18 protein-coding genes are annotated in these 26542 nt (G+C 65.2%); 3 read left to right on the top strand and 15 right to left on the bottom strand.

The window, feature by feature from the left end:
* Positions 1 to 144: 144 nt before the first annotated feature.
* The 3 genes from ACVINW_RS14160 to ACVINW_RS14150 form a co-directional block, all read right to left on the bottom strand.
* Entirely contained in the window at positions 145 to 1455 is a 1311-nt protein-coding gene (locus ACVINW_RS14160; protein WP_456751864.1) for an HlyD family type I secretion periplasmic adaptor subunit, read from the bottom strand.
* Positions 1452 to 3203 carry a type I secretion system permease/ATPase gene (locus ACVINW_RS14155; protein ID WP_456751863.1) on the bottom strand — a complete coding sequence of 584 codons (1752 nt, stop codon included), beginning with the start codon at positions 3201 to 3203 and terminating at the stop codon, positions 1452 to 1454. The genes ACVINW_RS14160 and ACVINW_RS14155 overlap by 4 nt, the downstream gene beginning before the upstream one ends.
* 148 nt (positions 3204 to 3351) lie before the next feature.
* Complete coding sequence (locus ACVINW_RS14150) at positions 3352 to 4146, bottom strand: acyl-CoA thioesterase domain-containing protein (RefSeq protein ID WP_456751862.1); 795 nt, start codon at positions 4144 to 4146, stop codon at positions 3352 to 3354.
* A gap of 109 nt (positions 4147 to 4255) precedes the next feature.
* Here ACVINW_RS14150 and ACVINW_RS14145 point away from each other — a divergent pair, with 109 nt between their 5' ends.
* Positions 4256 to 5164 (top strand): LysR substrate-binding domain-containing protein, encoded by a 909-nt coding sequence (locus tag ACVINW_RS14145; RefSeq protein WP_456751861.1) that lies wholly within the window; start codon positions 4256 to 4258, stop codon positions 5162 to 5164.
* On the opposite strand, the gene ACVINW_RS14140 is transcribed toward ACVINW_RS14145, so the two are convergent.
* The 7 genes from ACVINW_RS14140 to ACVINW_RS14110 form a co-directional block, all read right to left on the bottom strand.
* Positions 5161 to 6138: an ABC transporter ATP-binding protein gene (locus tag ACVINW_RS14140; RefSeq protein WP_456751860.1), complete on the bottom strand. Its 978-nt coding sequence runs from the start codon at positions 6136 to 6138 to the stop codon at positions 5161 to 5163. The two genes, ACVINW_RS14145 and ACVINW_RS14140, sit on opposite strands and share 4 nt — an antisense overlap.
* A gap of 13 nt (positions 6139 to 6151) precedes the next feature.
* Complete coding sequence (locus ACVINW_RS14135) at positions 6152 to 7564, bottom strand: amidase (protein WP_456751859.1); 1413 nt, start codon at positions 7562 to 7564, stop codon at positions 6152 to 6154.
* Positions 7561 to 7758 (bottom strand): hypothetical protein, encoded by a 198-nt coding sequence (locus ACVINW_RS14130; RefSeq protein ID WP_456751858.1) that lies wholly within the window; start codon positions 7756 to 7758, stop codon positions 7561 to 7563. Before ACVINW_RS14130 ends, ACVINW_RS14135 begins: the two co-directional genes overlap by 4 nt.
* Positions 7755 to 8828, bottom strand: a complete 1074-nt coding sequence (locus tag ACVINW_RS14125; protein WP_456751857.1) for an ABC transporter ATP-binding protein — start codon at positions 8826 to 8828, stop codon at positions 7755 to 7757. Before ACVINW_RS14125 ends, ACVINW_RS14130 begins: the two co-directional genes overlap by 4 nt.
* A gap of 4 nt (positions 8829 to 8832) precedes the next feature.
* A complete protein-coding gene (locus ACVINW_RS14120; RefSeq protein ID WP_456751856.1) occupies positions 8833 to 9720 on the bottom strand; it encodes an ABC transporter permease in 888 nt (295 codons plus the stop codon).
* A gap of 53 nt (positions 9721 to 9773) precedes the next feature.
* Positions 9774 to 10727, bottom strand: coding sequence for an ABC transporter permease (locus ACVINW_RS14115; protein ID WP_456751855.1), 954 nt, complete (start codon positions 10725 to 10727; stop codon positions 9774 to 9776).
* A 203-nt stretch (positions 10728 to 10930) separates the two neighbouring features.
* Positions 10931 to 12550 carry an ABC transporter substrate-binding protein gene (locus ACVINW_RS14110; protein WP_456756395.1) on the bottom strand — a complete coding sequence of 540 codons (1620 nt, stop codon included), beginning with the start codon at positions 12548 to 12550 and terminating at the stop codon, positions 10931 to 10933.
* A gap of 245 nt (positions 12551 to 12795) precedes the next feature.
* On the opposite strand from ACVINW_RS14110, the gene ACVINW_RS14105 reads away from it, so the two are divergent.
* Positions 12796 to 14403 (top strand): ABC transporter substrate-binding protein, encoded by a 1608-nt coding sequence (locus tag ACVINW_RS14105; protein WP_456751854.1) that lies wholly within the window; start codon positions 12796 to 12798, stop codon positions 14401 to 14403.
* Between the two features lie 112 nt (positions 14404 to 14515).
* On the opposite strand, the gene ACVINW_RS14100 is transcribed toward ACVINW_RS14105, so the two are convergent.
* Positions 14516 to 16750 (bottom strand): CHASE2 domain-containing protein, encoded by a 2235-nt coding sequence (locus tag ACVINW_RS14100; protein WP_456751853.1) that lies wholly within the window; start codon positions 16748 to 16750, stop codon positions 14516 to 14518.
* 92 nt (positions 16751 to 16842) lie between these two features.
* Entirely contained in the window at positions 16843 to 21006 is a 4164-nt protein-coding gene (locus ACVINW_RS14095; RefSeq protein ID WP_456751852.1) for a VCBS domain-containing protein, read from the bottom strand.
* 593 nt (positions 21007 to 21599) lie between these two features.
* Here ACVINW_RS14095 and ACVINW_RS14090 point away from each other — a divergent pair.
* Entirely contained in the window at positions 21600 to 22346 is a 747-nt protein-coding gene (locus ACVINW_RS14090; RefSeq protein WP_456751851.1) for a transglutaminase-like cysteine peptidase, read from the top strand.
* Positions 22347 to 22497: 151 nt separating this feature from the next.
* Here the strand turns inward: ACVINW_RS14090 and ACVINW_RS14085 are convergent, their stop codons facing one another.
* The 3 genes from ACVINW_RS14085 to ACVINW_RS14075 all read right to left on the bottom strand — a co-directional run bounded on the left by ACVINW_RS14085 (position 22498) and on the right by ACVINW_RS14075 (position 26534).
* Entirely contained in the window at positions 22498 to 23697 is a 1200-nt protein-coding gene (locus ACVINW_RS14085; RefSeq protein ID WP_456751850.1) for an ABC transporter substrate-binding protein, read from the bottom strand.
* A 78-nt stretch (positions 23698 to 23775) separates the two neighbouring features.
* Positions 23776 to 25614, bottom strand: coding sequence for an AMP-dependent synthetase/ligase (locus tag ACVINW_RS14080; protein WP_456751849.1), 1839 nt, complete (start codon positions 25612 to 25614; stop codon positions 23776 to 23778).
* 140 nt (positions 25615 to 25754) lie between these two features.
* The gene (locus ACVINW_RS14075) at positions 25755 to 26534 is read right to left on the bottom strand and encodes an ABC transporter ATP-binding protein (protein ID WP_456751848.1); all 780 of its coding nucleotides are present in this window, start codon (positions 26532 to 26534) and stop codon (positions 25755 to 25757) included.
* Positions 26535 to 26542 lie beyond the last annotated feature (8 nt).

The following is a 26542-nucleotide window of genomic DNA, read 5'->3' as shown; positions in this document are numbered from 1 at the left end:
TCATCCTGAGGAGCGCGCAGCGCGTCTCGAAGGATCGACGGCCACCAGCGGAGCCGTGCATCCTTCGAGGCTCGCCGAGCGGCGCAATTGCGCCGCAAGGCTCGCACCTCAGGATGACGGGTCAATCATCTCGCGTGAGGAATCCTACTTCTCGCGGAACGAGCGCATGAACTGATCGTGCAGGGGCTTCATCAAATACGACATCATGGTTCGGTCGCCGGTCTGGACGAAAGCTTCCACCGGCATGCCCGGGATGATCTTCACCTCGCTGCCGAGGCGCGCGACCTCTTCCGGCGGCATCGAGACGCGGATGGTGTAGTAGCTCTGCCCGGTGCGCTGGTCGGTGTTGACGTCGGCGGAGACGCGGGTGACGACGCCGTTCAGCTCGGGCGTAGTGCGCTGGTTGAAGGCGGAGAGCCGCAGCACCGTCTTCTGCCCGACCTGCAGCTTGTCGATATCCTGCGGATTGACCTTGGCCTCGACCGACAAATCGTCGGCCTTGGGCACGATCATCATGATCGCATCGCCCGCGGTGATGACGCCGCCGACGGTGTGCACCGTCGATTGCAGCACCACGCCGTCCTGCGGCGCGCGGATATCGATGCGGCGAAGCTGGTCCTCGGCCGTGACCTTGCGCTCGACGAACTCGCCGATCTTGTCGTTGGTCTCGCGCAGGTCCTTTGAGACCTCGGAGAGCATGTCCTTGTCGACCTGGATGATCTGCAGCTCGGTCTCGGTGATCTTGCCCCTGGCTTGGGCGCGCGAGGCGATGTACTGCGCGCGCTCGCCGGAGAGCCGCGCCGCGTCACGCTCGAGCGTGGTCAGGCGGGTGAGCTGCACCAGATGCTGCTCGTAGAGCTGGCGGACGCCGACCAGCTCCTGCTGCACCAGCGCGATCTCCTTGTCCTTGGCGGTCTCCTGCGCCTGCAGGCCAGAGATTTCCTCGTTGAGCTGGGTGACGCGCTCGCGCAGCTGCGCCTTCTGGCCGGTGCGGCCGTTGACGCGCACTTCGAACAGCTTGGTTTCGCTCGCCATGATGTCGCGGACGTCGGGATCGTTGGCCTGCTCCACGAGCTGCGGCGGGAAGGCGATCTTGTCACGGCCCTGCTGCTCGGCTTCGAGTCTTGCGGCGCGCGCGTAAAGCCCGTTGAGCGTCTTGACCACGATCGCAAGGCTCGCCTTCACGACGGTCTCGTCGAGGCGCACGACGATATCGCCCGCCTTGACCACGTCGCCATCACGCACCCGCACTTCGCCGACCACGCCGCCGGTCGGATGCTGCACCTTCTTGACATTGGATTCGACCACCACCGAGCCCGGCGCGATCAGCGCCCCGGAGATCGGCACCGTCGCGGCCCAGCCGCCGACGCCACCGCCGAGAACGAGGATCACGACGAGGCCGACGATGAGGTGCTTCCTGATCGAGGCATGTGCATTGCGCGGTTGATCGGTCATGGTTTGGCCACTCCCGCATCGGCGACGATCTTGATCGGCGGCGGCACCGGCGGCGCGACCCGTTGCAGCACCTGCGCCAGCACCGTCTCCTTCGGACCGAAAGTCTGCATGCGGCCGTCCTTCAGCACCAGCAGCTGGTCGACGCCCTCGATCCCGATCGGCCGGTGCGCGACCACGATGACAACAGCGCCGCGCTCGCGGGCGGCGCGCACTGCACGGGTCAGCGCCTCGTCGCCTTCGCTGTCGAGGTTGGAATTCGGCTCATCCAGCACGATCAGGAACGGATCGCCGTAGAGCGCGCGCGCCAGCGCGACGCGCTGCGCCTGGCCGGCCGAGAGCGCGCTGCCCTGCTCGCCGACCTGGGTGTCGTAGCCCTCGCGCATCTTGATGATCATCTCGTGCACGCCAGCTTCCTTGGCCGCCGCGATGATGCCGTCGGATTTGGCGTCGGGATCGAACCGGCAGATGTTCTGCGCGACCGTGCCGGCGAACAATTCGACGTCCTGCGGCAGATAGCCGATATGGCGCCCGAGCTCGTCCGACGACCATTGATCGAGTGCGGCGCCGTCGAGCCGCACCTTGCCGCGCGCCGGCACCCAGACGCCGACCAGCGCCCGGATCAGCGACGACTTGCCCGAGCCGCTCGGACCGATCACGCCGACGCCGCTGCCGGCTTCGACCGTGAAGCTGACGTCCTGCACGATGACGCGCTGGTCGCCCGGCGCGACCATGGTCACGGCCTCGACCGCGAGCTTCTTCTCCGGCGCCTGCAGCAAGGTCTGCTGCGGCCGCGCCGGAATCTGCTCCAGCAGGCGGTTGAGGCGCTGCCAGCTCTGCCGCGCGGCGACGAAGCTCTTCCAATGCGCAATCGCGAGATCGACCGGCGCCAGCGCCCGCGCACTCAGGATCGAGCCGGCGATGATGATGCCGCCGGTGGCCTCCTGGTGGATCACGAGCCAGGCACCGACCGCCAGCACCGCGGATTGCAGCATCATGCGCAGCACCTTGGCGACCGCACCGAGCCCGCCGGTGACGTCGCTCGCATGCTGGTTGCCGGACAGATATTCCTCGTTGGCCTCGTTCCAGCGCTTGTTCATGCGCCCGGCCATGCCCATCGCCACCAGCACTTCGGCGTTGCGGCGGCTGGACGCGGCAAGATCGTTGCGGCGCGCCGCAAGCGACATCGCCTCCTTGGCCGGCCGGCGCGACAGGTATTCGGTGATCAGCGTCAGGGTCACCAGGATGACGGCACCGATCAGCGCGGTGACGCCGAGCAGCCAATGGAACGCGAAGCAGATCGCCATGTAGAACGGCAGCCAGGGCAGATCGAAGAACGCGCCGGGGCCCATGCTGCCGAGGAAGGAGCGCACATTGTCGAGGTCGCGCAGCGGCTGCAGGCCCTCGCTGCGATTGCCGGCCGTCAGCGGCAGCCGCACGATGGTGTCGAACACCCGCGCATTGAGCGCCTCGTCGAGCGAGGTGCCGACCCGGCCGAGGATTCGTCCACGCAGCAAATCGAGCACGCCCTGCGCCATGTAGAGCACCGCGGCGATCACCACGAGGCCGACCAGGGTCGGTACGCTGCGGCTCGGCAGCACCCGGTCGTAGACCTGCAGCATGAACATCGAACCGGTCAGGTACAGCAGGTTGATCATGCAACTGATGAGGCCGACGCCGATGAAGGCACTGCGGCAAGCGCGCAGCGCCTCAGCCAGTTCGGAACGCCGGACAGCGGGCGCGGCTGCCATAGAAACTGATCTCTGCAAAACAAAAGAGTTACGTGATCACCACGTTGTACAGACGTTTGCGATCATCGTCCATTTCAGTCGCGCCGACCAGAGCACGGCTCGCGCCCTATTTTTGTGATCCCACAGACAATTGACGGAATAATTAGGGTTAACCGGCCGCGGAACCCGGCGCGGGTGCCGGCGCGCTTCTCGGAAAGGGCACGAGAATGACCGACATCGAGACCCGGCCGATCTCGCCGTCGACATCGAGCAGCACCCCGCTGCCGACGCCAAGCCCGGCCTCCGCCCGCCAGCGCGCCTCGGCGCGAACCCCGATCCAGGCGCCCCGCGGCGGCCTGAACAACTGCACCGCGAGGTTCGGGTTGGGGTCGGCCACCACGTTCTGCACCGGGCGCGCGATGCCGTGGGTCCAGTCGGCCGGACCGAGCACCCGCGCCAGCGGACCGGCGTCCGGGATCACGCTGTGATGCATCCGAAACCAGGCGACATCGTCGCCGGCGCGGGCCTCCATCGCGTCCATGAACCAGCTGCGGCCATTCACTGCGTGCGGACTGCGCAGCGGAAACAGCGTGGGATCCACGGGTTCGGCTACTGCTTCGTGAAAGCCGGGGATCTCGACCGCGCGCTCGCGCGACAGCGTCACCCGCACCGTCGCACAGGGCTGCTGCTCGCCCGCCGGCCAGAGCGTGTTGTCGACGACGCTGACCCGGCCGCCTTCGGTCACGACGGAGATTTGCGTGCGCAATTCCGCCATCGGCGTCGGCCGCAGGAACCAGGCGGAAGCCGAAATCGCGGTGCCCCAGTCGCGCGCGCCGGCCATGGCCTCGATTTCGCCGGTCAGCAGGCTTGCGACCGCACCGCCCTGCAAGCCGGCGAACGGCCCCGCCGCCAGCGCCGCGGGTTTCCAGTGATGGGGCGTGGCTGTCGGTTCGAAGATGGCCAAGGCGGACGGTCTCACGGATGAGCAGGATTGAGCGTTCGGGCAATCTGATCCAAGAATAGCCGCCATGACAAAAGGCCATTCGTCACCTGAGGTGAGCAGGATTCACCCGTTGGATGCGCCCGACCCGCGAGCGATCCCGCCGCTGACGGCGCTGCTCGCCTTCGAGCGCGCGGCGACGCAGCTCAGCTTCCGCCGCGCCGCGCGCGACCTGTCGCTGAGCCCGTCCGCGATCAGCCACCAGATCCGCGGGCTGGAGCAACAGTTCGGCACCAGGCTGTTCGTCCGCGGTGCGCGCTCGGTGCGCCTGACCGAGGACGGCGAACGCTATCTCGCAAAGGTGTCGGCAGCGCTGGCGACGCTGCAGGAGGCGAGCCGCGAGATGATGCGGCAGCGCGGCGAGGCCGGCGGCGAGCTCTGGATCAGCTCGCTGCCGTTCTTCACCAGCGCCGTGCTGCTGCCGGCGCTGCCCGAGTTCAAACGGCGTCATCCGCAACTGACGCTGCGGATCGAGGCCACGCATCAATATGCCGACTTCAACGGCTCGCGCGTCGATGTCGCGATCCGCTACGGGCGGGAACATGCCGCCGGGCTGAAGGTCGAGCCGCTGGTTGAGGTCAAGGGATTGCCGGTCTGCGCGCCGGCGCTGGTCAAGGCAGGGCTTCGGACCCCGGCGGACCTGTCGCGCGAGGTGCTGATCCATGTCACCACGCAGCCGCGGGCGTGGCCGGCCTGGCTGAAGGAGGCCGGGCAGCCGCACCTCGCGCCGCGTGGGCATCTCTGGCTCGACAGCGTGCCGGCGATGCTGGAGGCCGCCGAACACGGGCTCGGCGTGGCGCTCGCCATGGCGCCCTTGATCAAGGCGCGGCCGGGCTTCGGCAAGCGGCTGGTGGCGCCGTTTGCGTTCGAGCCCGCGCACAGCGAGACGATCTATCTGGTCTCCCGCACCGAGCAGGCCCGCGACCGCCGGATATCAGCGGTGCGGCGCTGGATCGCCGACGCGGTCGCGCGCGCGAGCTAGACCGTGGCGGGCACCGGCTCTGCCAGGACGCAGCGCGCCTGATGGCCGGGTGCGACCTGCACGTTCGGCGGCAGGCTTTCGCTGCAATGCGGCTCGGCGAACTTGCAGCGCGGGGCAAAGGAGCAGCTGGCCGGTGCGTGGTCGAGCGAGGGCGGCGTGCCCGGAATGGTCTCCAGCCGCTGGCCGCGCATCGCGCCGTGAATGGTCGAGGCCAGCAGCCCCTTCGCATAAGGGTGCACCGGCGTGCGGACGATGTCGCGCAGCGCGCCCTGCTCCACGATCTGGCCGGCATACATCACCGCGACCCGGTCGCAGATCTCGATGGCGACGCCGATGTCGTGGGTGACGAAAATGACCGACATGCCGAACTCGCGCTGCAACTCGCGCAGCAGCAGCAGGATCTGGATCTGCACGGTGGCATCGAGCGCGGTGGTCGGCTCGTCCGCGAGCAGGATCTTCGGCTTGCAGGCCAGCGCCAGCGCGATCATCGCACGCTGGCGCATGCCGCCCGACATCTCGTGCGGATAGGACTCCAGCCGACGCTTGGCGGAGGGGATCCGCACCACTTCAAGCATCTCGAGCGCACGCGCGGTCGCCTCGCGCTCGCTCTTGCCCTCGTGGCGCATCACCGTCTCCGCGATCTGGCGGCCGATGCTGTAGACCGGATCGAGCGCCAGCGCCGGCTCCTGGAAGATCATCGAGACGGTCTGGCCGCGGAACGCGGACAGCGCCTCATCGTCCATCGCCAGCACCTCCCGGCCCAGCACCTTGACGCTGCCGGAGATCTGCGTGCGCTTCCGCGGCAACAGCCGCATCAGCGCGCGCAAGGTCACGCTCTTGCCCGAGCCGGACTCGCCGAGCAGCCCCAACACCTCGCCCTCGCCGAGCGACAGGCTGAGATCGTTCACGGCATGGACCGTGCGATCGCCGGTGAAGCGGATGTTGAGGTTGTTGATCTCGACGAGATTGGTCATGCGAGCCGCTTTGTCATGTGAGTCTTGGCACCCTGGCGTGGAAATCGGTCACGCGCTGGAACGCCGCGCCGATCCGAAGCAATGTGGCTTCCTCGAAGGAGCGGCCGATCAGCTGCATGCCGACCGGCAACCCCGCCTTGGTGAAGCCCGAGGGAATCGAGAGCGACGGCAGGCCGAGATAGTTGACCGGACGGGTGAACCGCGTCAGCCGCTGCAGCACCGCGTCGGCGCCCGGACCATTGCCGACATCGCTCTCGGCAATGGTCGGCGCCGGCACCGGCGACGACGGCGCGATCACGGCATCGACGCCATTGACCGCCGCATTGTGCGCGGCGAGCGCAGGGCCGCGCCAGCGCATCGCCTCGAGATAGGTGACCGCCGGGATGGTCAGGCCGTTCTGCAACCGCATCAGGACCTGCGCGCCGTAATCCTGCGGCCGCTCGATCATCCAGCGCTTGTGGAAGGCGGCGGCCTCGACCGCGAGCACCAGTTGCGAGGCCGAAGAAAGCTGGCGCTGGTCGGGCAGCTCGACCTTGACGATCTCGGCGCCCTCCTTCCTCAGCGTGGCCACCGTCTCGTCGAGGATGCGCGCCACTTCGGGATCGAGATCGTCGACATAGAACGCGGTCGGGACGCCGATCTTGATGCCCTTCAGCGACTGCCTGGTCGCGGCCATGTAGTCCGGCACCGGCTGCGTCGACGCGGTGAGATCCTCCGGGTCGGCACCGGCCATCAGGCCGAGCAGCAGCGCGCAATCCTCCGCCGTCTGCGCCAGCGGGCCGACGGTGTCGAGCGACTGCGACAACGGCATCGCGCCGGCGCGGCTGACGCGGCCGACCGTGGTCTTCAATCCCGTGACACCGCAGAAATGCGCCGGCATGCGAATCGAGCCGCCGGTGTCGGAGCCCAGCGCGGCAAAGGTGAGCCGCGCGGCGACCGCCGAGCCCGAGCCCGACGACGAACCGCCGGTGATGTGCTCGGTGTTCCAGGGATTGCGTACCGGGCCGTAATGCACGTTGTGGCCGGTCGGCCCATAGGCGAACTCGACCATCTGCAACGAGCCGAGCCGGACCGGCCCGGCATCCTTCAGCCGCTGCAACGCCGTCGACGTCGTCTTCGGCATGAAGTCGCGGCGGATCAGCGAGCCGCAGGTCACGACCTTGCCGGCCTCGTAATACATGTCCTTGTGCGCCAGCGGCACGCCGTGCAGTGGACCGCGGCTACCGCCCTTGGCGAGCGCGGCATCGGCTTCGGTCGCGGCGGCCAGCGCCTGCTCGGATTCGACGGCCATATAGGCGTTGAGGCGCGGTTGCCATTCTGCGATGCGATGCAGCACGGCGCGGGTCACCTCATGCGAGGAGACTTTCTTGTCGGCGATCGCCTTGGCGACCGCAGTGAGCGTCATCAGGGCCGGATCGGAGCTCATTTCGACACCTTTGCGATCTGCGCCAGCAGGAAGCTCGCGGGTTCGAGATCGAACGGCAGCGTGCCGGCGATCGGTGCAAAGCCGTCGAAGGCCGGTCCGATCGAATTGGCGATACGGGTTGCGACCTCGTCGTCAGCAGGCACATCGGCGACCTGCGCGATCACCTTGACGTCCTTTGGAGTGGGTCTTGTCATGCCGCATTTTCTCCTTTTGCTTTTGCCGGCGCGCGGCTGTGCCCCGAGCCGGGAATGGCCATGTAGCACGCCGCTTGATGGCCGATTGTATCGAGATCGCTGAGTTTTGGCGTGACGTTTGCGCAGAGCGGCTCCGCAAACGGGCAACGGGTGTGAAACCGGCAGCCCGACGGCGGATCGATCGGATTGGGTGGATCGCCCGAGATCGGCGGCACCTCGGTGCGCTTGTCGGGATCGGATGACGGCATCGCCGCCAGCAGCGCGCGGGTATAGGGATGCGCCGGCGCGTCCCACACCGCATCGACCGGGCCGAGTTCGACGACCTCGCCGAGATACATCACCAGTACGCGGTCGGAGATGTAGCGCACGACGTTGAGATCATGGCTGATGAAGAGGTAGGTCAGGCCGAATTCGCGCTTGAGGTCGGCGAGCAGATTGAGCACTTGCGCCTCGACCGATTTGTCGAGCGCAGACACCGCCTCGTCGAGGATCACCAGCCGCGGCGACAACGCGAGCGCGCGAGCGATGTTGACGCGCTGGCGCTGGCCGCCGGAGACCTCGTGCGGATAGCGGTTGGCGAAGATCTCCGGTCTTAAACCGACCTTGCCGAGCAGCTCGCGCGCCAAGGTCCGCGCGGTGTCGTCGGCCATGCCGTGGACCTTCGGTCCGAAGGCGATCGATTCCTCGATGGTGAGGCGCGGATTGAGCGAGGCGTAGCTGTCCTGGAACACCATCTGCACGCCGCGCCTGAGATCGCGCAGCGAGAGCGCCGGGCCGACCTGCCTTCCGTCATAGATGATGTCGCCGGCATCGCGCGTCATCAGATGCATCAACAGCCGCGCCGTGGTCGACTTTCCGCAGCCGGATTCGCCGACGATGCCGACGGTCTCGCCCTTCATGACCGCGAAGGTCACGTCGTCGACCGCCCGTACCGTCTTGCGCGGGCTGAACAGGGTGCCGCGCACCGGGAAATGCTTGGTCAGGCCGGTGACCTGCAACAACGGCTGCGCGGCACCGCCGACATCGGCGACCGGCTCCAGCATGTCCGCCGGGAGTTTGGCTTCGGTCATCGCACTAGTTCCTGATGTCCATGGCGCTGCGCATGCCGTCGCTGAGCAGGTTGAAGCAGATCGAGACCGCGAAGATCATCGCGCCCGGCAGCGCCGCGACCCACGGATTGACATAGATCGCGGTGCGCAGCGTGTTCAGCATCAGGCCCCATTCCGGCTCCGGCGGTTTTGTGCCCAGTCCGAGGAACGAGAGACCGGCGGCCAGGATCATCGACACCGAGATCAGGCCCGTGGCATAGACGAAGATCGGGCCGAGCACATTGCCGAGCATGTGCACGCGCATGATGGTGAAGGGACCGGCGCCGGACGCGCGCGCGGCCTCGACGAAATCCATGTTGCGCACGCCGGTGGTGACGCTTTCGGCGACGCGGGTGATCTGCGGCACGAACACGATGGTGAGCGACACGATCGAATTGGTGATGCCGGCGCCGAGCGCACCCGAGATCGCGATCGCCAGCAGCACCGATGGGAAGGCGTAGAACACGTCGACGGTGCGCATGATCGCGGTGTTGAGCTTGCCGCCGACATAGCCGGCGACGAGGCCGAGCGAAGTGCCGATCACGAAGGCGAAAATCACCGGCAGGATGCCGATGACGAGAGACAGCCGTCCGCCATAGATCAGCCGCGCCAGCATGTCGCGGCCGAGCTCGTCGGTGCCGAGCGGGAAGCCCGGCGTGCCGATATGGCGGAGGCGGCGGATCATCGAGCCCTGGTAGGGATCGGCAAGATGCAGCCACGGTGCCAGCAGCGCCGAGGCGAAGATCAGCACCAGGATGAAGGCGCAGGCCATGCTGACCTTGTCGCGCCGGATGCGGCGGCCGACCGTCGCCCAATAGCCGCGCGCCTTGCTCGCCGGCGCAGCCTGCAATACGGTATCTGACAACGCACTCATGCGAAGACTCTTTGTTGGAGCATAAACCGGTCTCCACTTTTCCGGATCATGCTCTAACTCCGCTTGATGCGCGGATCGATCGCGGCCTGCGCGATGTCGACCAGGAGATTGAGCAGCACGAAGAACAGCGCCAGCACCAGGATGGTGCCCTGCAACAGCGGCAGATCGCGCTGGAAGATCGCGGAGTTCAACAGCAGCCCCGAACCCGGCCAGGAGAACACCGTCTCGATCAGGATCGAGCCGCCGAGCATGTAACCGAGTTGCAGGCCCATCACCGCGAGTGCCGTCGGCGCCGCGTTCTTGATCACATGACGGAACACTTCGGTCTCGCGCAGACCCTTGGCGCGCAGCGCCTCGACGAAATCCTGACTCAGGATGTCGCCGGTCAGCGCGCGCACCGTGCGGGTGATGATGCCCATCGGAATCACCGAGGTGGTGATCGCCGGCAGCACCAGATAGCGCAGATGCTCCCAGTCCCACGCCCAGGCGCTGGAGCCGCCGGGACCTGCACCGACCGCGGGCAGCCAGTTGAGCTGCACCGAGAAGATGATGACCAGTACCATGCCGAGCCAGTAATGCGGCAGCGACACGCCGGCGATCGCAAAGGAGGTCGCGACCTTGTCGACCCAGGTGTCGCGGAAGTAGCCGGCGATCAGGCCGAACAGCAGGCCGAGCGTGAAGCCGATCATCGCAGCCGCGATCGCCAGCATCACGGTGTTGCCGACCGCGCGCATCACCTCGCTCAGGACCGGACGCCCGGTTGCGATCGAATTGCCGAGATCGCCATGGATGGCGCGCCACAGCCACAGGCCGAACTGCACCGGCAGCGGACGATCGAAGCCGTAAGCCGAGCGCAATTGCGCGGCGAGCTCCTGCGAGGCATCGGCCGGCAGCACCGCGACCAGGGGATCGCCGGGCGTGATGTGCACCAGCAGGAAGCACACCAGCGCAACGCTGAGCACGATCGGAATGACGTAGACGATTCGTCTGGACGTATAGGCGAACACGAGTTCACTCGCTTCTTCCCTTCTCCCCTTGTGGGAGAAGGTGGCGCGCGGAGCGCGCCGGATGAGGGGTTCGATCCGCGGCGACAGTCATTTCACAGCAAGGACGATCGCCCGCGGAGGCAACCCCTCACCCGGCTTCGCTTTCAGCGAAGCCACCCTCTCCCACAAGGGGAGAGGGTGCACCGAGCAAGCCACCAACTATCTCACGGCGCGACCGACACCGGCGAGAAGTCGACGAACCAGCTCTTCGGCTGCACGAAGCCCTTGACCTTCGGGCTCATCGCGCGCGGCGCGACGTCGTGCGCGACGTAGAGGAACGCGGCGTCATCGACCGAGGCGGCGTGCAGTTCGGCGAGCGCGGCATCGCGGGCCGCGGGATCGAAGGTCTGGCGGGCCTTCTTCACCAGCTCGTCGAACTTCGGATTGTTGATGAAGCCCCAATTGTTCGAGACCGGCGGCGCCATGCCCGATTGCAGGAAGCGCACCAGCGCGAAGAACGGATCCATCGCCGCATAGGTGACGTTGGTCGCATTCGATCCGTTGGCCGACGGATCCTTGGCGCCGCGCCGCCAGTTGGTGAACAGCGTATTCCACTCGATGACATCGAGCTGCACATCGAAATAGCACTCGGCCAAAGCCTGCTGCAGATACTCGTTCATCGGCAGCGGCAGCATCTGGCCGGAGCCCGACGCCGAGGTCTGGATCTTGACGGTGAGCTTCTTGTTCGGACCGAAGCCCGCCTCCTGCATCAGCTTCTGCGCGGCCGGCTTGTCGTACTTGATCTGGAACGTCGGGTTGCCGCGCCAGGGATGGCCGGGCTCGAAGGTGCCGGTCGCCGGCACCATCAGGCCGGCGAGCAGGCCATCGCGCAGCCCTTCGCGATCGACGCAGAGATTGGCGGCCTTGCGGACGCGGATGTCGTTCCACGGCGAGCCCTCGACGCGCGAGAACTGCCAGGGCCAGACATGCGGCTCCTCGTTGGAATAGAGATTGAAGCCGCGCTGCTTGATCTCGGGCAACGCATCCGGTGCCGGCGCTTCGATCCAGTTGACCTGCCCGGACAGCAGCGCCGCGGTGCGGGCGTTGGCCTCCGGCATCGGCAACAGCACCATCTTGTCGGTCTTCGGCACGCGCGCCTTGTCCCAGTAGTTCTCGTTCTTCACCAGCTCGAGCCGCTCGCGCGGGGTGAAGCTCGACATATTCCAGGGCCCGGTGCCCGACGCGTCCTTGGCGAACGCAGCCCATGCGGCCTGCGATTTCGCCTTGGCGTCGGCGCCTTCGGCCTTGTCGTAGAATTGCTGCCACTTGGCCGGGCTCGCCATGAACAAATTGGTGAGGTTGATCGGCAGGAAGCTGTCGGGCTCCTTGGTGGTCAGCTCCACCGTCATGTCGTCGATCTTGCGCGCCGAGACCAAAGTCGGCATCCGCGAGGCGGTGACACCGACCTGGCTCGGATCGAATTGCGGCGCGTCCTGCTTCAGAACCTTGTCGACATTCCAGACCACGGCATCGGCGTTGAACGGCGAGCCGTCGTGAAAGACGACGCCGGGACGCAGCTTGAAGATCCACTTGGTCTTGTCGGCATCGTCGACCTTCCACTCGGTGGCGAGGCCCGGGATCAGCGCGCTCGCCTTGTCCGACGAGGACAGGTCCCACATCGTCAGCGCGTCGTACATCGTCAGTCCAGTGAAGCGATTGCCCTCAAAACCCTGGTCGGGCTGACCGAGCGTGCGCGGAATGTCGGCAGCCGTCATGCCAATGCGCAGCACGGTCTCGGCGCCGGCGATCGCCGGCACGCCGGTCGCAATCGCGAGCGCCAGCATGAATGCCGTCGCATTGGTCTTCTTGTTACGCATCTCAGCAACCCCTTCGAAGTCTGGTGACGTTTTGGTGATTATTTCTTGGGCAAGCGTATGCAATGCCTGTGCCAAGGGGAATAGTTCTTCAGCAAATTACCGTTGGGCGCGTCAATTCTTCCCACCTTCGGCTAAGACGGGGCAAGAGTGCCTATTCTGGCATCATGCTTGCAAGTTTTTGGCTCCGACTTCCCACCAACGGAGCCTTCAATATGCGTGCGCGCAATTCGATCCTGATGGCGGCAATGGCGCTTGCCCTGACCGCGGGCTGGCCGGCCTTGTCGGCGCGGGCGGAGTCCATTGTGCGCTACGGCATTTCGATGGCCGATATTCCGCTGACGACCGGCCAGCCGGATCGCGGCGCCGGCGCCTATCAGTTCACGGCCTACACGATCTACGATCCGCTGGTCGCCTGGGAGATGGACGTGGCCGACCGGCCCGGCAAGCTGGTGCCCGGGCTTGCGACCGAATGGAAGGTCGACGACACCGACAAGACCAAATGGCGCTTCACGCTGCGCAGAGGCGTGAAATTCCACGACGGCAGCGACTTCAACGCCGACGCCGTGATCTGGAATCTCGACAAGGTGCTGAACGACAAGGCGCCGCAGTTTGACAAGCGGCAGAGCGCCCAGGTCAAGACCCGCCTGCCCTCGGTTGCGAGCTACGCCAAGATCGACGACTTCACCGTCGAGATCACCACCAAGACGGTCGATTCCTTCTTCCCCTACCAGATGCTCTGGTTCCTGGTCTCGAGCCCCGCGCAATATGAGAAGCTCGGCAAGGACTGGGACAAGTTCGCCAGCCAGCCCTCCGGCACCGGCCCGTTCAAGCTGACCAAGCTGGTGCCGCGCGAGCTCGCCGAGCTGACCAAGAACCCGGACTATTGGGACAAGAAGCGACTGGCGAAGGTCGACAAGCTGATCCTGATCCCGATGCCGGAAGCGCTGACCCGCACCAATGCGCTGCTGGCCGGACAGGTCGATTTGATCGAGACGCCGGCGCCCGATGCCGTGCCGCAGCTCAAGGCCGCCGGCATGCGGATCGTCGACAACGTGACCCCGCATGTCTGGAATTATCATCTGAGCGTGCTGCCGGGCTCGCCCTGGACCGACATCCGCCTGCGCAAGGCGCTCAACCTCGCGATCGACCGCGACGCCGTGGTCGGCCTGATGAACGGCCTCGCCAAGCCCGCCAAGGGCCAGGTCGATCCGTCGAGCCCATGGTTCGGCAAACCGACCTTCGAATTGAAGTACGACCTCGCGGCCGCGAAGAAGCTGGTCGAGGAAGCCGGCTATTCCAAGGACAAGCCGCTGAAGACCACCTTCATCATCGCCCAGGGCGGCACCGGGCAGATGCTGTCGCTGCCGATGAACGAGTTCCTGCAACAGAGCTTCAAGGAGATCGGCATCGATATCGACTTCAAGGTGGTCGAGCTCGAGACGTTGTATTCGCACTGGCGCAAGGGTGCTGCCGACGAGATGAACGCCGGCATCACCGCCAACAACATCGCCTATGTCACCTCGGATCCGCTCTACGCCATCGTGCGGTTCTTCCATTCCGGCCAGGTGGCGCCGACCGGCGTCAACTGGGGCGGCTACAAGAACCCGAAGGTCGATGCGCTGATCGACGAAGCCAAGCAGACCTTTGATACCGCCAAGCAGGATGCGCTGCTGGCGCAGGCGCATGCGCTGATCGTCGACGATGCCGCGCTGGTGTGGGTGGTGCACGACACCAATCCGCACGCGCTGTCGCCGAAGGTCAAGACCTTCGTGCAGGCGCAGCACTGGTTCCAGGATCTGACGCAGATCGGGGTGGAGTAAGAGATCGTAGGGTGGGCAAAGGCGCGCAAGCGCCGTGCCCACCATCGCGAGCAGCGCAAGGTGTGGTGGGCACGCTGCGCTTTGCCCACCCTGCAATCTGAATGTGCGGCGACTACTTCGTCGTCAACGCGAACGCGCCGTTCCAGTCGGGCGGCGGCGGGTACTTCTCGAAATTGCGGATGCGCGCCTCGTAGAGATTGTAGAGCGACTGCAGCGCCCGGGCATCGTCGGTCTTGCGGCCGCGCTCGATCGCGGCGAGCGCGCCGTCCCAGTCGCGGCCGCGGTAGCAGGCGAGCATCTCGATGGTCAGGTTGCGCAGCCGCTGGAAGCGGCCGGAATTCGCCACGTCCTCGCGGCCGGCGATCGCGTAGATCACCTCGGGCTCCTTCTTGCCCTTGACCATGATGAAGTCGAGCTCGAGGATCGCGAACTTCTCCTTCACCGCCAGCGCGGTCTTCGATCCCACGATGATCGGGAAACCGTATTCCTTGGACTGGCCCTCCAGCCGCGAGGCCAGATTGACGCTGTCGCCGAACACAGAATAGTCGAAGCGCACGTCGGAGCCCATGTTGCCGACCACGCAGGTGCCGGTGTTGAGGCCGACGCCGATGTTGAGCGGCACATAGACGTGGCCGCCGTCCTTGGCCTCGCGCTCGCGCGCCCGGTTGAGGTCGTCGACGCGCTCCAGCATGTCGAGCGCCGCCTCGCAGGCGTTGAGCTGATGCTGCTTGTCGTCAAGCGGCGCATTCCAGAACGCCATGATGGCGTCGCCCATGTATTTGTCGATGGTGCCCTTGCGGGCGAGGATCGCATTCGACAGCGGCGTCAGGAAACGGTTCATCAGCGCCGTGAGGCCTTGCGGATCGCTCTTGTAGGTCTCCGAGATCGAGGTGAAGCCGCGCATGTCCGAGAACATGATGGTCATCTCGCGCTCCTCGCCGCCGAGCACCAGCCGCTCCGGCGACTGCGCCAGCTGCTCGACCAGCGCGGGCGACATGTACTGCACGAACTGCGACCGGATCTGCCGGCGCTGCTGCTGTTCGCGCACGAAGGCGGAGAAGATCAGCGTCAGGTAGATCGCCGTGGTCGACATCAGCGGATAGGTGAAATCGATCAGCAGCCGGTGCTGGGCGTAGAAATGCCAGGACGTGCCGGTCAGCACCGAGGCGAACATTCCGCCGACGACGACCAGCGTGATCGGCCCGAACTTCGGCGCGAAGGCGATGACCAGGAGCCCCATGATCATCGCGGCGAGGAATTCGATCGCAATACCGTAGCTCGGCTGCGAAACCACGTCGCCGGTCAGCGCGCTCTCCAGCACCTGGGCATGAACCTCGACGCCGGGCATGGCCGGCGTCACCGGCGTGGTCTTGATGTCGTTCAACCCGACCGAGGAGGTGCCGATCAGGATCAGCTTGCCGGCGATCCGGTCCGGCGCGACCCGGCCATCCAGCACATCGACGGCCGAGACATAGATCGAAGGGTCACGGCGGGCGTAGTGGATCCAGAGCTGGCCGTAGAGATCGGTCGGGATCGCAAAGCCCTTGATGCCGAGGCTCTGGATGCCGCCCTTGTCGGCCTTGATCAGGATGGTGCCGGAGCCGCCCGCCACCCGCAGCATTTCGAATGTCAGCGACGGCATGGTGATGCCCTGCGCGACCATCATCATCGGCACCCGCCTGACGATGCCGTCGCGTTCCGGCCTGATCGTGAACAGGCCTCGTCCGGCCGCGGCCTCCTCGAGCATCGGCACGTTGCGCAACAATCCCGGAAACTGGAACATGAAGCGCTGCGGCTCCTCGCCCAGCATCGCAAGCCCGGTCACCGGCAGCTTTTCGTTGAGGTCGGCGCGCACATTGGGCCCGCCGGATTCGCCGAGCACCACGCGCGAGTTCTTGATCGCCTCGGCGAAGATGCTGTCGTTGCTGGGCAGCTGCCGCAGCCTGGCACGCATCTCCTCGTCAAGATTGCTGAACGTATCGGCCGCGATATCCGGGTTGAGACGGTCCGGCTCGGAGAACACCGCGTCGAACGCGATCACCACGGCACCGAGCCGGGTGAGATTGATGACGATGTCGGCGAGTCGCGTCCGCGGCCAGGGCCATTGCCCGAGCCGGGGATCGGCGAGGCTCCTCTCGTCGATATCGACGATGGTGACGGGCCGTGCGGTTTTCTGGCGGGGCTCGATCACCTGGAATGTGTCGAACGTCCTGACGCGAAGCTCCTGAACCGGAGCGGGATCAACGATCCGCAGCGCGGCAATGCCGATCAGCAGCGCCACGCAGGCCAGCCGCGCATAACCGAAGCGCCGTGCGAACCACCGTCGTATCGCCTTCAGCCGTTTCATGCCGTCTGGATATCACGCGCGGACGATTGTTCCAATCGAGCAGACGTTGCGCAATGCGGGAATTGGCTGGCTTTTCGGGAGGCTGGCGCTTGTCACGTATAACTAATGATGAAGTCGTTCTGGGACAGGCTCGCCTTCGCGATGTTGTGCAACGTGATGGTGTCCGCACCGTCAATCGTGATCAGCGTATCCGCCGAATTCGTCGGGGATGTCGTCACATGCTGATCGAACCAGCTGCCGAAGGTGCTCGTCGAGACGATTGTGGACAGGTCGATCTGGTCCTGGCCCGGCGTGAAGTTCAGGATCGTGTCGTGATTGAAGTTCGACGCAAACACGAACTTGTCCTGATAGCCCGATCCGAAGAACACGTCCTTGTCGCTGGTGCCGGTCAGCGTCACCGGCTGGGACGAATCTTGCTGGACGTTGAAAATCAGATTGACCGTATCGCTCGCGCCGCTGCCGTCGGTCACGGAGAGCGCGATCTTGTCGGTCGCTGGCGGCGTCTGGCCGGGGTTGTAGACAAGACCCGGCGACCCGAGCGCGGTGTTGATATCCGAGAGATGGCCGGTTTGCGACGGCGGCGTCACGCTGCTGCCCGAACCGGGGTTGGTCGCGGCCGCCAGGGTGAAGTTCTCGTTGGCGCCGGCATCGACGTCCGTGACGGTCAGGCCGGAGATCGTTTCGGTGCCGTTGGAATTGTCCGTGATGCTGATGTTGTCGGCATGGATCACCGGCGCATCGTTGGCGCCGACGACATCGACCGTCAGCGTCGCCGTCCCGGTCGCGCCATGCGCATCGATGGTCTCGACAGTGAACGTGTCGGCATAGGTGCCCTTGGCCAACGCGTTGATCGCGGCGTCATTGGGGACATAGCTGTAGCTGCCATCCGCATTGACCGTGAGCGAACCGTAGAGGCCGCTGATCGCCGAATTGACCGCGACATGGTCCGAATTGAGGGCGGCATAGGTCAGCGTCGCGGTCTCACCATCGTCGACGTCGTGGCCATGGAGCGTGCCGGTCAGCGGGCTGAACGTGTCGTAGGCCGCGGTATCGGTCAGCGTGCCGGCATTGACGTCGGCGAGCGTCGGCGCGTCGTTGGCGCCAGTGATCGTGATCGTCACCGGCGTGGTGACGACGCCGCCATGATGATCGTCGATCTGGATCGTGTAGGTCAGCGTCAGCGTCTCGCCGACGGCAAGGTAATCGAAGTTCTGGTCGGCGGCCGAGAACGTCCAGCTGGACGATCCGGTCACCCCGCCGGTCGCGTCCGTCAACGTGCCCAGCGACAGCCAGTTCAGGATGGTGGACGGGTCCTCGGGCAGGCCCCCGGTCGCGCCGGTTTCGGCCACAGCGGTGATGCTCATCGTGTGGGTGTCGCTGAGATCCGCATCAGTGAACGTCACCGCGCCCGACGCGGTATCCAGCTTGGATGACCCTGTCGTGTCGGGCTGCTCGGGAATGGTGGCTACCTGTGCCTCGGAGGTGACGACCGGCGTGTCGTTGCTGCCGACAACCGTGATCGTCACCGGTTCGCTGATCACGCCGCCATGGTGGTCGTCGACCTGGATCATGTAGGTCAGCGTCAGCGTCTCGCCCGCGGCGAGATAATCGAAACTCTTGTCCGCGGCCGAGAAGGTCCAGGCCTGCGATCCCGTCACATGGCCGGTCGAATCGGTCAGCGTCCCCAGCGAGAGCCAGTTCAGGACCGTCGACTCGTCCTCGGGCAGGCCCGTGGTGGTTCCGGATTCGCTCACGCCGGTGATGGATACGGTGTGGGTGTCGCTGAGATCGACATCAGCAAACCCCACCACGCCGGCCGCCATGTCCGGCGTCGATGAACCGGTCGTGTCGGGTTGCTCGTCGACCGTCGCGGTCGGCGGCTCCGACGTGAAGGTCGGGACGTCGTTGGTGCCGGTGATGGTGATCGTGACGGGCTGGGTGACGATGCCGCCATGATGATCGTCGACCTGGATCAGGTAGGTCAGTGTCAGCTTCTCGCCAGCCGCGAGATAATCGAAATTCGCGTCGGCGGCCGAGAAGGTCCAGTGGCTGGATCCGGTGACGCCGCCGGTCGAATCCGTCAGCGCGCCGAGTGACAGCCAGCTCAGGATCGTGGCCTGATCGGGCAGCCCCGTGGTGACGCCGGTTTCGGTGACACCGGCCACGGTGACGCTGTGGGTGTCGCTGAGGTCGACATCGGTGAAGGTCACGGTGCCGGACGCGGTATCCGGCATCAGCGAACCGGTCACCCCTTCGGCCTCGGTGATGGCCGCCACCTGGGTCGGCGACGTGATCACCGGCCTGTCATCGGTGCCGACGATGGTGATGGTGACCGGAAGCGTGACGACCCCGCCATGATGATCGTCGATCTCGACCGTATAGGTCAGCGTCAGCGTCTCGCCCGCGGCGAGATAGTCGAAACTCCTGTCGCCCGCAGAGAACGTCCAGGCGCGCGATCCCGTGACGCCATCGGTCGAATCGGTGAGCGCGCCCAGCGACAGCCAGCTCAGCACGGTGGCGTGGCTGGCAAGGCCCGTGGTGACGCCGGCCTCGGTGACGCCGGTGATGGTGACCGTGTGCGCGTCGGTCAGATCAGCATCGGTGAAGGTCAGCGTGCCGTGCGCGGTATCAGGCGTGGCGGAGTTCGTCGTCCATGGCAGCTCGGTGATCACGCCTGCCTGCGCCGCGGACGTCACCACCGGCGTGTCGTTGGTGCCGGTGATCGTGATGGTGATGGTCGTGAACGCGGTCTCGTTGCTCGGCGCGTAGTTGTTGTCGACGCGCACCAGATAGGTCAGCGTCAGGGTCTCGCCGGCGGCCAGGAAGTCGAAGGCACCGTCGGCAACGCTGTAGGTCCAGGTCGCCGAGCCGAAATTGGTGTTCAGCGGATTGGGATCGAGCTGCAACGGGATCTCGACCGCCTGGATCGCCGCCAGTTGCGCCGCCGTCAGCGACGAGGTGACATCGTTGCCACCGGCGTCGCGATAGCTGAACGCGCTGAAATTGACCGCGGCCGTCGGCCTGTCGCCGAGATTGACGTCGACCCATGTGATCTGGCCGGTCGCCGTATCGAACTGCTCGCTATGGGTCTGCCCGGCCAGTTCAGTGAACGTCCCGTTCTGCGTCACGACGTGCGGCGCACCGGGGGCGTGGTCAGTCTTGGCTGACGGGGCCTGTGGCCCGGCATTGCCGGTCAAGGCCAGCAGGAAGCTTGTCGGCAGGATCACGTCGCCGGTCGCGAATTTGAGGCTGGTCGTGACCGGGACGACGCTGTCGGTGAAGTTCGTCGTGAGCTTGGTGTTGGGATTGTTGTTGTCGGTAAACTTCAGCGCGAAGACGTCCGAGATCAGCTTCTGCGCATCGGCCGACAGTTGCGCCGACGAGACGAAGCTGACGCTGCCCTGGCCGTTGACGATGGTCTGGGTGCCGGCCTGATCGACGGTCGCGATCGGATTGAGCGTCGTCTTATCGAACAGGATGTAGGAGCCGGTGGTGCCGTCAGGCTCGACCAGCACCTGGAACTTGGCGGGCGGCACGCCACCCGAGCCCTGCACGTCGAAATCGATCTCGACCAGCACGGCGGTGCCGCGAATGCCCATGGTCGCGACCGGCGTATCGACCTTCATGTCGCCATGCTTGGCGGTCGCGCCGGCCACGAACGAGATGGTGCCCGAGACGAGGCTCATCAGCGACGAATTGCTCGACCCGTTCGGGTCGTAGATCATTTCGTTCAGCACCATCTTGGCGTTCGGCCCGAGACCGAACACGGTGCCGTCGATGAAGGTGATGCCGAGCGTCGAGTCGCTGCCCGACTGCACCACGTCGCCCTTGTTGACGTTGTCGCCCTGGTTCAGGACGATGGCGACGCCGTTGCGAACGGCGGTGGCGCTGCCCGTCAGCTTGGTGACATGGCCGATGACCTTGGCGGGCTCCGCTGCGCCGCCGGCCTGGGCATATTGGGTGTAGCCGGTGAGCGCGTTGACGAGGTCGCCGGTGAGATGCGCGCCTTCAGGCGACGCCAGGGCCGCGCGTTTCTCGCCCTTGAAGTAGTCGTGCAGGACGAGTTCCCGATCGTCCTTCGAGATGACGAGATCGAGCCCGGTCCGCTTGAAGTCGCCGGTGAACAGCAATTGCCCGTCGTCGACCGTGATCGCGCCAGGCGGAGCATGCGAGGTAACGCTTTCGACGTATGCCGATCCGCGGACATAAGGGTCCGCGCTCGGCGAATGGCCGTCGAATTTCCCAACAAAGTTCACTGCGGATCACCGCATGAGGGTTAATATTGGTAAAGTATCCGAATGATTACGCCTGCATATCATCGGATAAAGCTTGGCGAAACCATCCTTTGCTTTCGCAAGGTGTGCTGGTCGCGCCGTTTCAGCGGGTGTGACTTGGCTCACTCTCAGAAGAGTCGTGTAGTCAGAACTTGACTGACGGTACCATGAGATAGGATTCGAGCCAAGATGCGTACTGAGCCACGTATTCGTGGTATTGATTGGCATTTCTCTACTTGCCTTTATTTCCCCACAGCCCCGAGCGGGCATTTGACCCGATTTTTCCGGCTAAAGCTGTGACTTGGCTTACAAATCGCAGCTATCCTGCGCGCGGACTGGCCGGGTTAACCAGAAGGCAAGGATGAGGCGTTTCGCAGTGGAAAAAGGTTCGCCGGTTCGTTTCACAAACCGGTAAAGTTTTCGGGACCCCGGGCAGGCGCCCTTCAGCCTGCTGGCGGGATTCCCCACATCTTAAGTCGATTCGAAGGGATCGTTGGCCATGCTCGCGCATGAAACGATCCGGTCGCGTGTGCGGTGTAGTGTCCACCCGCCGATGAGCGGACAGGGGGTGTCACATGGGACTGTCGCTTCGCTCGTTCGCACCGCGCGCCGTGATGTTGGGCATTGGCCTGGCCCTGGCTGCGCCAATGGCCGAGCTCAATGCCGCCTCGCTGCTGTCGCCCGGCCCGGCATCGCTGCTCAGGAAGTCGGCCGAGCCGTTCGGCCTGTCGACCAGCCTGCTTGCCGACGGCGGCCTGCACGACAAATGGCTCGGCGTACAGCGCCAGCTCGCCGACGAATTGGTGCAGCTGGCCGCCTGCGAGAGCGACCGCGCCGGTTGCGCATCGCCGGAGGCGCGGCGGTTCCTGGCGATCGTCGACGCCGGACGGGCGCATCATGGCCGTGCCCGGCTCGGTGAGATCAACCGCGCCATCAACCTGGCGATCCGCCCAGGCAATGATCTGGCGACCTATGGCGAGCCCGACGTCTGGGTGACCCCGCTTGCCACCTTCGCCCGCGGCAGCGGCGATTGCGAGGACTATGCGATCGCGAAATTCGTGGCGCTCGCCAAGGCCGGCGTCGCGCCCGAGGATCTGCGCATCGTCGTCATGCACGACCTGCTCGGCGGCGAGGACCATGCCGTGGTCGCGGCACGGCTCGACGGCCACTGGCTGACGCTCGACAACCGCCGCATGGCGATGATCGAGGACAGCGACCTCAGGAGCTTCCGGCCGACCTTCGTAATCGACCAGAACGGCGTCAGCCGCTACGTCGATGCGCCGCTCGTCAGCGAGGCCGCATGGCGGCCGGCGGGGCGGTGAATTGACCGGCATTCGGTTCGCTCTCCGAGCACGAGTCACCGCCACCATGGACCGTCATTGCGAGGAGCGAAGCGACGAAGCAATCCATGTTTCCGCTCGCGGGGATATGGATTGCTTCGCTTGCGCTCGCAATGACGGAGTTCTGTTCTGCTCAGAACATCAAATTGTCCTTCACCAGCACCCAGCGGCCGCCCTTGACCTGCTGCACCTGGGTGATGGTGTTGGCCAGATGATCGGTCTTGGAGAATTTGGTCGGCGGCGAGCTGAAAATGTCGAGGAACTTGTCGCCTGACTCCAGCGCGTCCAGCATCTTCTGGCCGGTGAGATCCTTGCCCGCCTTCTGCGCATAGAAGGCGAAGGTCATCACCGCATTGTAGCCGATGATCGCCTGCGTATTGGCGTCGGAGTTGAACATCTTCTTGTAGTTGACCAGCCAGTCCTTCACCTTGCCCTTGGAGGTGTCCTCATAGGGAATCTCGAAGCCTGACGCCGCATAGAGCCCTTCGACGGCGTCCTTGCCGAGCGCCGGCACTTCGAGCACGTTGGTCGGCGTGGCGCCGAGGAAAGTGACGTCCCAGCCGAGCTTCTTCGCCTCATTCATCGCACCGATGGTCTCGCGGATCACGGTGCCGAGCACGACGAGGTCGCAGCCGTCGGACTTCATCTTGGCGACCTGCGCCGAGAAGTCGGAAGCGCCGCGCTTGTAGCTCGTGACCGAAGCCGGCTGCACCTTCATCGCAGCGAGCTGCTGGGTGAAGCCGTCGAGCACGTTTTTGCCGTACTCGTCGTCCTGATGCATGATGCAGGGCTTCTTGAAGTTCTTCCACTCCATCATGTATTTGAGCGCGGCGCGCGTGCTCTCGACATAGGGCAGCAGGTTGTTGAACTTCAACCGCTCCTGCGGCTTGGCGGGATCGAATTTGAAGGTGAATTCGGCGGCGGTCAGCGGAAACAGCTGCAGCACGCCGGCGTCGAACAGGATGTCTTGTGCGGCGAGCACGGTCGGCGAGCCCATCGGGCCGATCATCGCGAACACCTTGTCGCGCTCGACCATCTTCTGCGAGGCCAGCACGGCCTTCTTCGGGTCGTAGCCGTTGTCCTCCAGGATCATCTTGATCTTGCGGCCGTTGATGCCGCCGCCGGCGTTGATCTCCTCAACCGCCATCTTCATGCCGTTCGAGACCGGCACGCCCCAGACCTTGATCGGGCCGGACAGATCCTGATGCGTTCCGATCACGATCTCGGTCGGCGAGATGCCTTCATTGGTGACCTTGGTCTGGGCTGCGGCCGGCAGACAGGTCAGCGCCAGCGCGCTCACCGCAAGGCCCAGCGCCTTCAGCGATTTCGACATTGCAGTCTCCTCCTCAACAAGGGCCCATGGTGAGCGAAGGGTAGGGCCGGCTCGCTCCTTCGCCTTTTCCTGCTTCGGCTATGCCACCGCCCGCGCGCCATACATGGCGTCGATCTCGGCCGCGTAGCGCTTGTTCACGAAGCTGCGCTTCAGCTTCATGGTCGGCGTCAGCTCCTCGTCCTCGGGCGTCAGCTGGCGCTCGATCAGATAGAATTTCTTGATGGTCTCGACCCGCGCGAATTTCGCATTGACCGCCTCGACCTCGCGGTGGATCAGATCCTGAATCTCGCGAGCGCGGCATAGGCTCGCGTAATTGGTGAACGGGATGTCCTGGTCCTGGGCGTATTTCTCGACATTCTCCTGGTCGATCATGATCAGGCAGGTGAGATACGGCCGCTTGTCGCCGATCACGACTGCATCCGAGACATAGGGCGAGAACTTCAGCTGGTTTTCGATCTCGGACGGCGTGACGTTCTTGCCGCCGGAGGTGATGATGATGTCCTTCATCCGGTCGGTGATCCTGACATAGCCTTCATTGTCGATCGCGCCGACATCGCCGGTGTGCAGCCAGCCCTTGGCGTCGATGGTCTCGGCGGTCTTCTCCGGCTGGTTGAGATAGCCCATGAACAGGAAGTCGCCCTTGATCAGGATCTCGCCCTTCGGGCAGATCATCACCTCGCCCCAGGGCGCGGCCTTGCCGACCGAGCCGAGCTTGATGCGGTCCGCCGGCATCATGGTCGCGACTCCGCAATTCTCGGTCTGGCCGTAGACCTCGCGCATGTCGATGCCGAGCGCGAGGTACCAGCGGATCAGATCCGGCGAGATCGGCGCCGCGCCGGTCAGCGCGATCCGGCAGCGGTCGAGCCCGAGCATGCGGCGGATGTTGCGGAACACCAGCCAGTAGGCGGCGCGGTTGGCAAGCCGCAGCGACAGCGGCGGCGGCTCGCCTTCCAATCGATACTCGGTCATCCGGTTGCCGATCGAAAGCGCCCGGGCATACATCCAGTTCTGGAACGGGGTCGCGTCCTTCAGCGCGATGGTGATGCCGGAATAGAACTTCTCCCAGATCCGCGGCACCGCGAGGAACGCGGTCGGCTGCACCTCGCGCAGATTGTCCGGCACCGTTTCCGGGCTCTCGGCGAAATTCATCACCGAGCCGAGCGCGAGCGAGATGTAATAGCCGCCGACCCGCTCGGCGACGTGGCAAAGCGGCAGGAATACCAGCCGCTCCTCGCTGTCGGTCGAGGGATAGAGATCGTTGGCGTGGCGCATCTGGTGCGTCACGCTGCGGTTGGAATGCATCGCGCCCTTGGGCGGGCCCGTCGTCCCCGAGGTGTAGACCAGGATCGCGAGATCGGACGCGGTGCGGCTGCCGGTCATCTCGTCCCACAGCGCGTCATTGCCCTGCGCATGGTTGCGGCCGAGTGCGGTGAATTCGGCGAGCGACAGCACCATCGGATCGGAGAAGCCGGAAAGCCCCTCCATGTCGAACACGATGACCTTCTCCAGGGTCGGACAGCGCGACCGGCAGGCCAGCACCTTGTCGAGCTGCTCCTCGTCCTCGACGAAGATGACGCGCGTGCGTGAGTCATTGACGAGGTATTCGACCTGCGCCGCCGAATCGGTCGGATAGATGCCGGATGAGACGCCGCCGGCGCACAGGATGCCCATGTCGGCATACACCCATTCCGGCACCGCGTTGGCGATGATCGAGGCGACGTCGCCGGGGCGGAAGCCGATCGCGTGCAGGCCGAAGGCGATGTCCCTGGAGGTTTGCAGCCATTCGCGCCAGCTGGTCGGCTGCCAGACGCCGAACTTCTTCTCGCGGATCGCGGGCCTGTCGCCACGCGTTTGCACCGCGAGCAGAAAGCTCCGCGCGATCGTGTCGGCAACCGTCAGCACCGCTGGTCCTGCCATGCGCGCTCCCTCCTCTGCCGCCTGTCTCGCGCGCCGGGTTGTTGTGCCGGTCTTGTTGGCGAAACAGGCCTGAAATCTAGCTCCAACCCTCGCTCAACGCAGCGCCGACTTTCGTCGACGCTCATCAACGCCAAGTCCTCCTAACGCCACGTCTTCTTCTTTTTCCAGCGCCGCTCGCCCCGCGCGCCGGCTTCCTTGGCGCCGAGATAGAACTCCTGGATATCGGGTGAATTCATCAGCCGCTCGCAGGTGTCGTTCATCACGACCCGGCCGATCTCCAGCACATAGCCGTAATGCGCGGTCTCCAGCGCGATCTTGGCATTCTGCTCGACCAGCAGGATCGACATGCCCTGCTCCTCGTTGACCCTGCGGATGATGGTGAAGATCTCCTTCACCAGGATCGGCGACAGCCCAAGCGACGGCTCGTCCAGCAGCAGCAGCGTCGGCCGGTTCATCAACGCGCGCCCGATCGCAAGCATCTGCTGCTCGCCGCCCGAAAGCTGGCCGGCCGGCTGGCCGAGCCGCTCCCTCAGCCGTGGAAAATAGCCGTAGACGCGCTCGAGGTCCTGCGCCACACCGTCGCGGTCCTTGCGCAGATAGGCCCCCATCATCAGGTTCTCGCGCACCGACAGGAACGGAAACACCTCGCGCCCCTCCGGCACATGGCTGAGGCCGAGCCGCACGATCCGGTCGGCCTCCATGCGCTGGATCGGCTTGCCCAAAAATTCGATCGAGCCCTTTTGCGGGTCGAGGATGCCGGAGATCGTCTTCAGCACCGTGGTCTTGCCGGCGCCGTTGGCGCCGAGCAGCGTCACGATCCGGCCGCGCGGCACCTCGAGGCTGATGCCGCGGATCGCCATGATCGGCCCGTAATAGCTTTCGACGTTGGAGAGCTTCAGGATGATGTCCGGCGTGCTCATGGCATCAT

Source organism: Bradyrhizobium sp. USDA 4461 (assembly GCF_054055655.1).
Note: the sequence above shows the minus strand (reverse complement) of the source record. Positions and strands in the feature narration are given on the sequence as shown.

Coding starts and splice junctions, on each gene's coding strand:
- ACVINW_RS14160 (WP_456751864.1), bottom strand. CDS start 1,455: ATGACCGATCAACCGCGCAATGCACATGCCTCGATCAGGAAGCACCTC.
- ACVINW_RS14155 (WP_456751863.1), bottom strand. CDS start 3,203: ATGGCAGCCGCGCCCGCTGTCCGGCGTTCCGAACTGGCTGAGGCGCTG.
- ACVINW_RS14140 (WP_456751860.1), bottom strand. CDS start 6,138: ATGACCAATCTCGTCGAGATCAACAACCTCAACATCCGCTTCACCGGC.
- ACVINW_RS14135 (WP_456751859.1), bottom strand. CDS start 7,564: ATGAGCTCCGATCCGGCCCTGATGACGCTCACTGCGGTCGCCAAGGCG.
- ACVINW_RS14130 (WP_456751858.1), bottom strand. CDS start 7,758: ATGACAAGACCCACTCCAAAGGACGTCAAGGTGATCGCGCAGGTCGCC.
- ACVINW_RS14125 (WP_456751857.1), bottom strand. CDS start 8,828: ATGACCGAAGCCAAACTCCCGGCGGACATGCTGGAGCCGGTCGCCGAT.
- ACVINW_RS14120 (WP_456751856.1), bottom strand. CDS start 9,720: ATGAGTGCGTTGTCAGATACCGTATTGCAGGCTGCGCCGGCGAGCAAG.
- ACVINW_RS14110 (WP_456756395.1), bottom strand. CDS start 12,550: ATGCTGGCGCTCGCGATTGCGACCGGCGTGCCGGCGATCGCCGGCGCC.
- ACVINW_RS14105 (WP_456751854.1), top strand. CDS start 12,796: ATGCGTGCGCGCAATTCGATCCTGATGGCGGCAATGGCGCTTGCCCTG.
- ACVINW_RS14100 (WP_456751853.1), bottom strand. CDS start 16,750: ATGAAACGGCTGAAGGCGATACGACGGTGGTTCGCACGGCGCTTCGGT.
- ACVINW_RS14090 (WP_456751851.1), top strand. CDS start 21,600: ATGGGACTGTCGCTTCGCTCGTTCGCACCGCGCGCCGTGATGTTGGGC.
- ACVINW_RS14085 (WP_456751850.1), bottom strand. CDS start 23,697: ATGTCGAAATCGCTGAAGGCGCTGGGCCTTGCGGTGAGCGCGCTGGCG.
- ACVINW_RS14080 (WP_456751849.1), bottom strand. CDS start 25,614: ATGGCAGGACCAGCGGTGCTGACGGTTGCCGACACGATCGCGCGGAGC.
- ACVINW_RS14075 (WP_456751848.1), bottom strand. CDS start 26,534: ATGAGCACGCCGGACATCATCCTGAAGCTCTCCAACGTCGAAAGCTAT.